12 protein-coding genes are annotated in these 11,675 nt (G+C 63.8%); 7 read left to right on the top strand and 5 right to left on the bottom strand.

Features of this window, described 5'->3' with window-relative positions; genetic code table 11:
• Positions 1 to 3: 3 nt before the first annotated feature.
• The gene (locus ADBZ6K_RS24130) at positions 4 to 834 is read left to right on the top strand and encodes a hypothetical protein (protein ID WP_526351457.1); all 831 of its coding nucleotides are present in this window, start codon (positions 4 to 6) and stop codon (positions 832 to 834) included.
• Positions 831 to 1,136: a type VII secretion target gene (locus ADBZ6K_RS24125; protein ID WP_526351455.1), complete on the top strand. Its 306-nt coding sequence runs from the start codon at positions 831 to 833 to the stop codon at positions 1,134 to 1,136. Before ADBZ6K_RS24130 ends, ADBZ6K_RS24125 begins: the two co-directional genes overlap by 4 nt.
• 197 nt (positions 1,137 to 1,333) lie before the next feature.
• On the opposite strand, the gene ADBZ6K_RS24120 is transcribed toward ADBZ6K_RS24125, so the two are convergent.
• The gene (locus tag ADBZ6K_RS24120; protein WP_526351453.1) at positions 1,334 to 2,248 is read right to left on the bottom strand and encodes an MBL fold metallo-hydrolase; all 915 of its coding nucleotides are present in this window, start codon (positions 2,246 to 2,248) and stop codon (positions 1,334 to 1,336) included.
• 274 nt (positions 2,249 to 2,522) lie between these two features.
• Positions 2,523 to 3,260: a hypothetical protein gene (locus ADBZ6K_RS24115; protein ID WP_526351451.1), complete on the bottom strand. Its 738-nt coding sequence runs from the start codon at positions 3,258 to 3,260 to the stop codon at positions 2,523 to 2,525.
• A 506-nt stretch (positions 3,261 to 3,766) separates the two neighbouring features.
• On the opposite strand from ADBZ6K_RS24115, the gene ADBZ6K_RS24110 reads away from it, so the two are divergent.
• On the top strand, positions 3,767 to 4,666 hold the full coding sequence (locus tag ADBZ6K_RS24110) for an RNA polymerase sigma-70 factor (RefSeq protein ID WP_526351449.1): 900 nt from the start codon (positions 3,767 to 3,769) through the stop codon (positions 4,664 to 4,666).
• Positions 4,667 to 4,762: 96 nt separating this feature from the next.
• Here the strand turns inward: ADBZ6K_RS24110 and ADBZ6K_RS24105 are convergent, their stop codons facing one another.
• A complete protein-coding gene (locus ADBZ6K_RS24105; protein WP_526351447.1) occupies positions 4,763 to 5,368 on the bottom strand; it encodes an SDR family oxidoreductase in 606 nt (201 codons plus the stop codon).
• A 560-nt stretch (positions 5,369 to 5,928) separates the two neighbouring features.
• On the opposite strand from ADBZ6K_RS24105, the gene ADBZ6K_RS24100 reads away from it, so the two are divergent.
• The 4 genes from ADBZ6K_RS24100 to ADBZ6K_RS24085 all read left to right on the top strand — a co-directional run bounded on the left by ADBZ6K_RS24100 (position 5,929) and on the right by ADBZ6K_RS24085 (position 8,125).
• Positions 5,929 to 6,381 (top strand): cupin domain-containing protein, encoded by a 453-nt coding sequence (locus ADBZ6K_RS24100; RefSeq protein WP_526351445.1) that lies wholly within the window; start codon positions 5,929 to 5,931, stop codon positions 6,379 to 6,381.
• Between the two features lie 2 nt (positions 6,382 to 6,383).
• The gene (locus ADBZ6K_RS24095) at positions 6,384 to 7,316 is read left to right on the top strand and encodes a hypothetical protein (RefSeq protein ID WP_526351443.1); all 933 of its coding nucleotides are present in this window, start codon (positions 6,384 to 6,386) and stop codon (positions 7,314 to 7,316) included.
• Positions 7,317 to 7,538: 222 nt separating this feature from the next.
• Entirely contained in the window at positions 7,539 to 7,745 is a 207-nt protein-coding gene (locus ADBZ6K_RS24090; protein ID WP_526351441.1) for a CopG family transcriptional regulator, read from the top strand.
• Entirely contained in the window at positions 7,742 to 8,125 is a 384-nt protein-coding gene (locus tag ADBZ6K_RS24085) for a type II toxin-antitoxin system death-on-curing family toxin (protein WP_526351439.1), read from the top strand. The genes ADBZ6K_RS24090 and ADBZ6K_RS24085 overlap by 4 nt, the downstream gene beginning before the upstream one ends.
• Positions 8,126 to 8,150: 25 nt before the next feature.
• On the opposite strand, the gene ADBZ6K_RS24080 is transcribed toward ADBZ6K_RS24085, so the two are convergent.
• Together ADBZ6K_RS24080 and ADBZ6K_RS24075 are read right to left on the bottom strand one after the other, a co-directional pair.
• The gene (locus ADBZ6K_RS24080) at positions 8,151 to 9,065 is read right to left on the bottom strand and encodes an EspK C-terminal domain-containing protein (protein WP_526351525.1); all 915 of its coding nucleotides are present in this window, start codon (positions 9,063 to 9,065) and stop codon (positions 8,151 to 8,153) included.
• Between the two features lie 1,491 nt (positions 9,066 to 10,556).
• Positions 10,557 to 11,546, bottom strand: a complete 990-nt coding sequence (locus ADBZ6K_RS24075) for an ESX-1 system-associated protein (protein ID WP_526351437.1) — start codon at positions 11,544 to 11,546, stop codon at positions 10,557 to 10,559.
• Positions 11,547 to 11,675: the final 129 nt, after the last annotated feature.

Below are 11,675 nucleotides of genomic sequence, written 5' to 3'. Positions count from 1 at the left end.
GATATGACGATGCAACCGCTCGGGGTGGACCCGCCCCTCCTGATGGGGCACGGTGCGGAGATGGAGAGCTCGGCTGAGCAGATCCCCGATGCACCTGAGCCATTCGCTCCCACCGTCGGCAATGACGAGTTGTCGACCGTGATCGGCCGGGAGATCCCGAAGGCCGAGGCGCCGATCCTCGACGGGTTGCCGCCGCTGAAGCTGGACGCAAAGCAGACCGCGGCGAACATCCAGGCCGCCGCGGAGCGGTATTCCTCGACGGATCAACGTCTTTCGGAGGAGTACGAACGGCTCCGATTCGAAATTGGGCAGAACGCGGGCGGCGTTGATGGTGTACGCGTACCGGGGGCGGGCGATCCGTTGGGAGGTGTCGGTGCGTTGGGCGGCGGTTCGGGTTCTGCGGCCGGCGGTGACGGCCCGATGGGCCAGTTTGGCCAGATGATGGGAATGCCGATGCAGATGGCCGGGCAGGCGGTGCAGGCGCCGATGCAGATGATGGGCATGGCCTCCTCCGTTCCGCAGGGGGCGATGCAGGGTGTGCAGAGCGCTCTGCAACAGGTCGGGCAGCTGGGTGGCGGACTCGGCTCGGGCCGGGACGGTGTGACGGGAGTTGAGAATTCTTTGGCCACACAGGCGCTCGATGCCACGGAACGCGACGATCAAGGGGACTCACCGGACCGTGCGCAGCCCGGGCGGCAGGGGGCCGAGGCAATTCCGCATACCTACGCCGGGGACCCGCCCACGGCGGCGCCGCCGGAGCCGCGGGCTGTGCCGGGGGAGCCGCGGGCTGTGCCGGGGGAGCCGTCTGGCGATGACGAGAGGACCAGCCTGTGAGCGACTTGAAGGTTGACCCCCAGGTGCTGCGCAGCGTCGGAACGGTTTTCGAGCAGGCAGGCAGTGACATCGCGGGGATAGGGGCCGACGCGCCTCTGGGGGAGGCCGCCGCCGCGGTGCCGCAGCTGAAAACCGCCGATGCATGCCGCAAGGCGGAGGCAGACGTCGCCGCGCAGACGGCGGCCGCGGCCGAAGCGGCGCGTGGATACGGCGAGAAGCTGGAAGCTGCCGCGCGGTGGTATGAGATGCGAGATGCAGCCGCTGCCAACGCGATCAAGAAGATCACGACGGGGATGGGTTAGCGGTTTCTCGGTCGCCGCCCGTGACCGTCGAGCTTCTTCGCGGACGCCCTGTTGAGCATGCGGTGTCAGTCGGTATCAGTCCGGCGGTCAAATGGTCACTGGATCGGATGGCTTCGTTACCCCGCTAACCTGCCCTTGAGCTCAAGGTGGAAGCTTGGAATCCCTGATCCGGCGAAGATAGGGCAGTGAACCGGCGGTCAGTAATCCCAGACGGTCGGTACGCATCGAAAAGCGTCGCCGACGACAGCCACCCGGGAGACCGACGGGAACGGCAGATGAGTGGCGACCAGCGACTCGCCGGTCGCTGCCAGCTCCCGCAAAAGCCGCACCCGGACGCGGGCCGCCTCCTCGGGATCGTGTTCGAATCCGTTGTGCCACTCGGGGTTGTCGAACCCGGGCGCAAACACGGCATCGCCGGCGAACGTCAACCGATCGCCGCCCGACGCCAGACGGACGATGCTGTGCCCGGGGGTATGGCCACCAGTGCGGGAGACGAGTACTCCCGGTGCCACCTCGTACTCCGACTCGAACGTCCGCAGCTGGCCGCGGTACTCGTCCAGGAACTGCGAGGCGACCCTTTGAAGCACGTCCGGTATCGGCTGCGGCATGCAGGTGCGCGAGAAATCGGGCGACTCCCAGAACTGGGCTTCGGCGGCCGCGGCGTGGATCTGCAGATCCGGGCGTAGGCGGGCCTTCAGCCCGTCGGTGAGCAGTCCGCCTACATGGTCCATGTGCATGTGGGTGAGCACCACGTCGGTCACAGACGCGAGGTCGACGCCGGCGGCCTCCAGCCGCTGGACCGTCTGCCCGGCCCGCGGGAAGTCCGGGAACTCCAGCCCCAGCCCGGCATCGACAAGAATGGTCCGGTCGCCGCTACGCACCACCACCACGTTCAGCGGCCAGTCGACTACGTCAGGCGGCAGGAACATGTCGTCCAGCCAGCCCGCCAGGTCGGCCGAGTCAGCGTTGGTGGCCAACGTCGATGCTGTGATCGGTAGCACGCCATCGCTGATCACCAAAACGTCGATGTTGCCGACCTGCACCGCGTAGCGCGACGGAACCAACTCGTTAGATTCCGGCCTACCGAGCCGTGAGATGTTGTCCAAACTCATTCTTCTTCGTCTCCTTCTGGGCGCCTTAGCCGGCGCGGCTTGCGGACCTGTCGTGGTCGATGCAGCTGCGTCGACACCAATCAAGACCGAGTCGCACCAGAAGGTGTGACACCCGCGAAATGCGGGCCAACGTCCTGGAGGTACCCGCAGGTACGGTCATGTCCAGACTGCGCGGCGGCGCAATCGGCTTCGCCTGCGCCTCGCTGCTCTGGCCTCGCGCGAAAGAGCCGATTTCAGAAGGCAATTGCGCCCCGCGGCCGAACATCGTGATCGGTCAGCGCGTGTTCCAGTGTGCCAGCTTGTCAGGATTTACCACGATCCACACATCGTGTACGTAGCCGCCGCCGAAATCGAGTGCCAGCACTGCGACGACCCGGTGCGCTCTGCGCACCACGACGCCTGGCGATCCGTTGACGTGTCCGACCGCCATATCGATGCCACCCTGGTTACCCAGTAACGAAGTGAGGAACGAACCTACGTCTTCGCGTCCGGTGATTGCGGTCGGGCCGATCCGCACGTGCCCTCCGCCGTCCACCCTGACCGAGACTTTTTCTGCAAGAACCATATCGAGCATGAGACCGGACGATAAGCGGCACGCAGTTGCGAAGGCCTCGGCAGCCAGCTCCGACCCGTCGAGGTAGATCAGTCCGCCACGGTGCCGCATGCTTCGTCGATGGGCGAGCCCAACTCCCGGCCCTTCACCGCAGCTGCTGTAGGCGGTTGCGTCCGCCGTTGCCGCCGGTGTCACGAGCTGATCTCTGGTTCGGAGAGGCAGCGAACCAGAGTTGATCTCGGCACACAGTGCCTCGACGACGGAGTCCAACCACGCACGCGGCATTCCCAGCGCTTGCCGCTCGTCCTCGACAAGTTGGAACCAACGTTGATAGGCCGTTTGTACGACGCGGCGAGCAAGATGCCCCGAAGCCAACCAGCCGTCGGCGAGGGCAAGGAGAGCGGCGCGCTCATCAAGGAGATCAACGAGCGGTGCACATGGCGAGTGTGGACTCGTCATGGTTGCCGAGAGGTCGGTGCGACGCTCGCAAGACCGCGGTTCCATCCGAGCCCGGGCATGCACGCCCCCTTCGACGAAATGAACAACGCAATGGATATGACCACGCCGCTGTCGTACTTGTTACACGCAGAGCTTGCGTGACAAGAGTGTGGGGTCGATACCGGCGCCGGCCGTGTTTGTGCGGCCGTGTCGTCACGACGGGTGGCCCTGTTCGGTCTACGTAGCGAGCACCTCGATCATCGGGTGCGACGATGAAGAAGGTGGAGCATGCGAAAAACGATCGTGTCCGTGGCGACGACGATTGCACTTCTGGCGGCTGCCAGTGGTGCTGTCATAGCGGTCCTGCTCCCGTCGAGCGCGGACGAAGTGAACACGACCCCCCGCCATGGAACAGAATCCTGTGCGGTCGCCGGCGTGATGCCCGAACTTGCCGGTCTGAGGTCGATTCCCGCCGACCGACCGGCGACAAATTCAATCGACCACATCCGATGTGGTTAGCTCGGCGAGTGGCTGACCCCGACTTCACGTCCGCCGAATCGGACGACGCGGTCTTCCTGCGCCTCCGGCCAAAGCTCTTTGGTGTCGCCTACCGCATGCTCGGCAGTGTTGGCGACGCCGATGACATCGTCCAGGAGGCGTGGATCCGATGGCAGTCCGCCGATCGCGACACCGTGGCCGATCCCACCGCATATCTGGTGACCATAACCACGAGGTTGTGCATCAACGAACTGAAGTCGGCGCGCGTTCGACGCGAGACATACATCGGACCGTGGCTTCCCGAACCGGTCGATACCAGCTCCGATCCGGCGCTGGGTGCAGAGCGTGCAGAGGCGCTGCACATTGCGACGCTGATGCTGCTGGAGAAGCTGACCGGCGCCGAGCGCGCCTCGTACATCTTGCGGGAAGCGTTTGACTACCCCTATTCGCTTATCGCCCAGGTTATCCAGGTCAGCGAAGCCAATGCTCGACAGCTGGTGAGTCGGGCTCGCAAGCACCTGGCGGCCGACCGACAAGAGCCGGTCGATGCGACCGCCCACCGACGCTTGCTCGAAAGATTCGTCACCGCGGCTCGCACCGGTGGGATGGGCGACCTGGAGGCTCTGCTGGCCCGAGACGTCATCAGCCATACCGACGGCAATGGCGTACGGAACGCCTCCCGAGTCCTGGTCGAGGGCCGAACAACGGTTGCTCGCTTCATTTTGTCGTTCCAGCGCAAGTTCTGGCAGGACACACACCTCGTGTGGCAGACCGCAAATGATCGCCCGTCGGTCCTGGTCGTGCACGGCCGGACGGTGCGGGCGTTCCTCACCGTCGAAGCATCGTCGGATGGAATCGATCACGTGCTTTGGGTGATGGCCCCAGAGAAGCTCGCCGCCGTTGCCGCAGCGGCTGGCCTGAATTCCTGACGGTCTCCGGTCGGACGTGGTGTCAGCCCGCTGGGACGCCGAACCGTCCCCACCACGTGTGCACCGCACAGCTGGGTGGGGACGGTTGAACGCTGCTTACCCGGCGGACTCTGACTGCTGACGACGCCACTCCTGCAACGTCGTGCCGAACAGCGTGGCGCCCTGACCCGGGCACAGCGTGTCCTCGCGGAGTTTGGCGCCCCAGTACAGCGCATTCGGATCCTCGACGACCTCGCGCGGATCATCCAGCGTCGCCAGCGTCGCCCGTACCAACTCGTCCATCCGGAACTTCTCCGGACCGCCGATTTCCTCGATACCGTTGACCGGCACGCCGATCGCCGCGTGCGCGACGGCCTTCGCGACATCGGCCGTTGCGATCGGCTGCATGTTCGCCGGAGGAACACGCACGGTGTCATCCTCTGTCGCTGCATCGAAGATGTCCCTCAGGAAATCGAAGAACTGGGTCGCATGAACGATGGTGTAGGGCACAGTTCCCTTACCAATGAGTCTCTCCTGCACTAGCTTTGCGCGGAAGTATCCGCTACCCACGGCGAGTTCCTCGGTACCCACGACCGACAGTGCGACGTGGTGTTGAACGCCGGCCGCCGCCTCGGCCGCCAGCAGCGTCTGCGTCGAGGTCTCGAAGAACGTTGTCGCGTAGGTCGCCTCAAAGGACGGTGAGTTCGACACGTCCACCACCACATGCGCTCCGCGGAGCACCTCGTCCACGCCTTCGCCGGTGAGCGTATTCACGCCGGTGCTCGGGGCCGCGGCGACAGGGTCGTGGCCGTGCTCGGACAACAGCCGAACGACTTGTGCTCCCACCCGTCCCGTTCCGCCTATGACGACTACCTTCATGATCCAGCCCTTCTCGTCGTGCCCTGCGGCTGGCAGTAGCCACACGGTCGAAACCACAGACCGAGTAACCCGCCGATTCGTGACAGGCCGCGGAGATCTGGTCTGGACGGAAAGGCGTGTGGTCGGTCGCGGTGTCACAACCTGCCGGCGTGCGTAGTCCTAGGTGGCAAGATGTCGGCCGGACGTGCAGCAGACGTCGGTTGGCGGTGAAGCCGATCTCGCGTAGTGCGGGCAGATTGGTCAGTCGTTTCCCGATCCCGAAATCGCGGGTGTTGTTGATGGTGGTCTCGGCCGGACTGCGAAATTAGCTGTATACATACCGTCTCTACGTGTGTTGTCACGGGATGCGCTGGTATCCGGTCTTCTGTCTGAAGCGATCTACACCTCGGAGGACCGGACTCATCATGTCGAATACCGCTCGCGACTCGCGCCCACCCAGCACCGCCTGGAAGACCGCCTTGACAGTCCTGCAGGAGGCGGTGCCACTTGTCATCCCCGTCGGCGGTCACGCGATGACTGTCGTCGTCGATTTCCCGCCTGGCGATCCGGGCACACCGCCGCACCGACACAGCGGCCCGGCGTTCGGCTACGTGGTGGAAGGCGAGATGCTGTTCGAACTGGAAGGCGAGCCCGCACGTGTAGTTCGCGCAGGCGAGGCGTTCTGGGAGCCCGGTGGTGACATCATTCACTACCAGGACGGCAACAATCGCGATGATTGCCCGCTTCGCTTCACCGTCACGATGTTCTGCGTGCCCGGCCAACCGATGCTGACGCTCGTTGAGGAGACCGAACTCGAAGCCCGCCGTGAACGACGAGCCGTCTCGAACGCCGACGCCAACAACCCCGAGAGCCACTGACCATGAACACCGACAGAGCGCCGAAGATACTGGTTCAGACCACGATCGCCAGCAGTGACGATGACTGGGACATCACGCGATTCACCCTGCTGACACACGAACTGCGATACGCCGGGTGCGACGTGACACCGCGCAACCGTAGCGAAGCTGGCAACGACCCAATCCTGAGCCGAATCGACGAACTCGATTTCGATCAATTGTGGCTCATGGCGGTAGACACCGGCGCGGGGCTCACCGATGACGAAGCTGCGGCCATCGGCCGGTTCCGTGCGCGTGGTGGCGGCGTGCTCACCGCCCGGGATCATCAAGACCTCGGCAGTTGCCTGTCGTGTCTTGGATCGCTGGGAGCGGTGAACCGTTTCCACGACCCCACAGTCGATCCGGCAACGATGCGAGACGATGTGGACTCACCCGCCATTTCCTGGCCGAACTTTCACTCCGGATCGAACGGCGACTATCAGCCCGTCATCGTCAATGGAAGCGTGCACGAACTTCTACGAACGACACGAACCGCGAGTGGCCGAATCGAGTGGTTTCCCGCGCACCCCCATGAAGGACTAGTGGTGACGCATGGGCCATTCTCGACGGTTGTGGCTCAGGGGCGCAGCAGAACCACGGGACGACTCTTCAACCTCGCCGTCGCCGTCGACGGGGAGACCACGCCAGACGGAGAGCCGCTGGGCAGAGCGGTCGCGCACTCCACCTTCCATCACTTCGCCGACTACAACTGGAATGTCCACCGTGGCGCCCCCACGTTCGTAACCGAACCACCCGGCAACGAGATCTCCCGCGATCCTTCGCGCCTAGAGACGTTCACGATCTACGTACGCAACGTGGTGCAATGGCTGCAACCAAGGGAGAACGGCATACGTGGGGTCGCGCGGTCCAACGCGCGTACGTCGGAGTCGCCGAGGCCCCGGCGGGTTGAGCGTTAGCGAAGCTTAAGCGGCGCAGCCGTCGGCGCGGGCGGCGTTGTGCAGCTTGGTTTTTCGTGGCCGGATAAGGCCGTTGTCAGAGTCGCGCCGGGTCGGAGCAGGTGGCCGTGAGCGTGGGTGATCAGCAACGCGTGCTGTAGGGGTAGCCCGGTGTCGTGACCGTCGAGCTTCTTCGCGACGCCCTGGTGAGCATGTGGTATCAATCCGGTATCATCCCCGTTCATGGCAATGACGCTGCGCACAAGTGAAGAGCAGACCGAAGCTCTGCGCCGACAGGCTGTCGCGGAGGGACGGTCGATGCAGGCTGTCGCGCTGTCGGCCATCGACGAGTACATCGCTCGACGGGCGCATTCGGCAAAGGTCTCTGCGGCGCTGCAGCGGGTCGTGCGCGAGGAGGCGGGAGTGCTGGAGCGTCTCAAGGACGCATGACTGAGTACCTCGACCACGACGACTTACTGGCGATCGCCCGAGTGGCGGTCGGGAAGGACGTCGCGGTCGCAGATTACGGCTTGCTTGCATCTGCACTGGCGCGGCCCCGGGCGTCGGTGCTCGGCCAGGATGCGTACCCCGATCTGCACACGAAGTCCGCTGCGCTGTTGCACTCCCTCGAACGAAACCATGCGCTGGTGGACGGCAACAAACGACTCGCGTGGACGGCATGCCTGACCTTCCTGGCGATCAACGGCGAATGGATCAGCGCCCCTGAGGACGATCGGTTCGACTTCGTGATCCGGGTCGCCACCGGTGAAATGCCGAATCTCGAAGAGATTGCCGAGCAACTACGCACGTGGAGCCACCACGAGGACTAGCTAGGTCCGTGCCGCGCTGGTGGAGTCAAACCCTAGCTTCGCTTGATGAGGGTGCTGCCAGCGCATCAGACATCAGCACGCTGAGGTGCTGCCAGTAGATCCAGTCGGCGATCGCTACTCGCTGATCGGCGGGATCAATGGCGGTGTGTGCACGGTGAAGGGCGAGTTCTTGGGCGTGCTCGGCATAGGCGACAAATGCCTGTAGGTGTGCTTCGCCGCGTTGGGTGCTGGTACTCATCAAGGGTTTTGCGACGTCGAACCACAGCATGTGCGTCTCGTCGGCCGGTGGACTGGCGTCTGTTCCGGCGGGAGGCAGTAGTTCATGCAGGTTCCGATCGTTGATCGCGGCCAATTGTGATGACGCCGACGGTGCGATGACCTCTAACCGGCTGCGTCCCTGCATCTTTCCCTCGGATGGGAGATCGTCAGGTTGCAGGATGACCTTTGGAGCGCCCGGATCGAAGTTCGCGAAGTTCTCTTCGGTCGCGATGACTGCGCGTAGCCGGGCGTCATGACGTTGCGCCCAGTCTTGCAACGCAAGAATCGGGTAGGTCGCCCATCGGGCCCGTTCGCCGAGTGGAATGGATTCGTCGGCGCTGACCATGCGGACCTGCTCGGGCAGTCGAACTCTGTCGGGGATGTAGGCGATGCCGTAGCTGTTGGCCACCAGGATGGTTCCGTCGGTGGTTAGCGCGGTCACCCAGAAGAAGCCGAAATCGACGTTTCCGACGTTCAGCGCCGCGGCTATCCGACGGGCCAGCGTGAGCGGGTCGGATCCCTTGTTCTGACGGCGTAGCGCTCCTGCGGTAGCGGCAGCTGCGATGGCGTCACGTTCGGCACGGGCGGCCGAGACTGGCACTGGAGCCGGCGCTGCGCTGCCGGCAGAGGCGGGTGCGACGCCCGGACCGGTGACGTTGGCGCTGGCCCCAGGTGGCGGCATTGGGGCTGCAGGCGAGGGTGTCGGCGGTGGGCCCAACGGCATTGGGGGAGCGGGGGCGGGCGCACTAGCGTTGGCCGGCGGTGCGACGGGAGCGGGTCCGGCGCTCGCTATGCCGCTTGGGCCAGAAGACATCGGCGTGTGCGCGGCGGGGGGTGGTGTGCTCGGTTCGACAGGGGCGGGCGACGGACCCGCGGGCTGGGCTGCCTGTGCCAGCGGTGCGTGAGTTGGTTGGATCGGAGGTTGTATTGGCTGCGCCGCCATGGCTTTGGATGCCTCGCCCATCGCCCGCTGCATGTCCGTCATCGGAGGTTGACTCGGGGAGGTCGATGGCGTGGTGGTCGTCGGCATACTCGTCGACGGTGAGGTCGCGCTCGACAGTGCGCTGGACGGCATGCCGGGCGTGCGACTGGATGACGGGGACAGTGAACCAGGACTTGCTGGCATTCCGGTGGCGGGTACGCCTGGTACGTCGGCAGACGGGGCTTCGGGCAAGAATGCGCCAGTATTGCGAGGCGCAGCCTGATCGAGTGGTGGCGGAGCAATGGTCGTGCCAGCGCTCGGGCTGTATAGAGGTTTGGCGTGCGCTGGGCTAGGCCTTTCGGGCTCGGGTGGCGCTTTGGTTCCTTGCGATGGCGCGACGGCAGGTTTCGGATCTTGGATTGGTGGCGAAGCGTGTCCACCTGTGCTGTCCGTGGTACCTGCTGACGGTGTTGTCTCAGGCCGAAACAGCTGTATCGGCGCGGGCGGCAATGGCGATGCACCAGCTTGGAAGTCTGCAGGGGTCGCACCATGTGGTGCGGCCGAAGGTAGCGGCATGTTCAACAGTGGGCGAAGTCCGTCTACAGGTGATTCGAATGCGTCGAATGTCGGCAATGCGTTTCTTGCGCTGGATACCGTGGCCTTGTTCAAATCGAATGCTTCTTTAACTAGCCGATCGATCGCATCCACGCGAATTTCACCGCGCAGGTTCCGAGACTCCAATTCAGCGAGCTGGCTCTCGTACTGAATTAACCGCGCGTTGATGATGGATTTTGTCGCGGCGACTTCGCTCTCGACCGTGATGTACCACCATATCGCCTTCACAAGCGCTATTTGAACGTCGAGCATCGTCGCGACCCGGCTTTCAACGGCGCTTCCCGCGGAACTCGCTCCGCTCCCAGACCACACTGGTCCGAAAATTTCGACGCGTTTCTCCAGCCAAGTCAGCATGACGGCGTTCAGCTGCTGCAGTCTGCGTGTGAGGTCAATCCACCGCGCCGCCAGCGCATCTTCATCAATATGAGGCCATCCACCGGGTTCTGTCATCGCCGTGACGTATTTTCCGGGCGCGCGTTCAATTCCCAACGGTTGCACCACCGACCAAGAAGTATCGCGTTGCTGTTGGCGAGGGCAATAGGGGACACTGTTCGCATCTGCTCACCCTATGCCGGCATTTCTGTTCGCCCGCACAAAGTGGAGTCTGAATCACGGTCGTCAGTGTTAGCGTGTCCATCAGCCTGTACGAGTTGCGTCGCATGCATCCTCAATTGAAAAAGTTAGGAGTGCAGCGGCTTCGGCAAGATAGTTATCTGCCGGTGTGTAACTATCCACAGCAGCTGAGTAGGCGAGCCAATATTGGCTGGCAAGGGCCGAGAAATCCTGCCACGTGGCATTGGCGCTGTGATCACCCAGATTGCGGATTGTTCCGGCGAACTGTTGCATAGTATGTGCGGCGGCTTGTGTAACCGCCCTTTCCGATGAGTTCCATGCTGCAGCAGGGATATTAGGGTCGATCCCACGCCAATCGGCGGTATCCGATCTAAACTGATCTACCGTATTTATCCAGTCGGCACAGACGGGATTCGCGGGCGGAACGAGGAAACGTTTGGGTGTCGAAGGATCGCCAATGGGCGCCCTTATGCTTGGGGACGCCGCCAGTCCGGCAAGGGGACCGCGTGATGCTGCGGATCCGTATGTAATTGATGCACAAATCGACACAATTGCCGACGAGGTCCCGTTCGCCACAAGCGCCAAGGCATTGTCAGGCGCTGAGTACGTCGGGATGGAGTCGGCGTATGCGCGCCAATACGCGATCGTTTGTTCGTATAGCTCGCGCATTGCGCGGTGCGGCGTCATCTTGACAAGAGCGATCGTCTGGTCAGCAGCCGTGCGCATGGCCTCTCCGACGGCTTCATGTTGTGCTCGCTGGTCAGGCGTCCACGCTGCGACGGGTATTGACGGGTCGCGGGTGTCCCAGCCGTTTCGTTCTTGATCGGCAAGCGTGCTTCCGATAGGCCGCCAAACATCGCACGTCGGATCTTCCGTAATGATTGACACCGGCCCCGTGTCATTCGCGCTGGCGATATCGCTCGCCGCAGCAGAAGTCGTCGGGCCGGCAATGGGCGGGTTGTCTTCATCACCGTCGCGGGTAAAGAGCAGTGTCACACCCACGGTGATGGCGATGACCAAAAGCAGTGCGACGCCGAGCAATAGCCATTTCAACCCGCTGCGACTCGGCGGGGGATCGCCGCCTGCAGGCGGCGCGGGAGACCCCTGCGACGGCGGTCCCCAAGGTGCTCCACCCGGTGGCGGGCCCCAAGGTGCTCCACCCGTTGGCGGTCCCCAGGGTGC

It is taken from the genome of Mycobacterium sp. (genome assembly GCF_044223235.1).
Taxonomy (GTDB): Bacteria; Actinomycetota; Actinomycetes; order Mycobacteriales; family Mycobacteriaceae; genus Mycobacterium.
The sequence above is the reverse complement of the archived record's forward strand: the minus strand, read 5'-3'. Positions and strand labels throughout refer to the sequence as shown.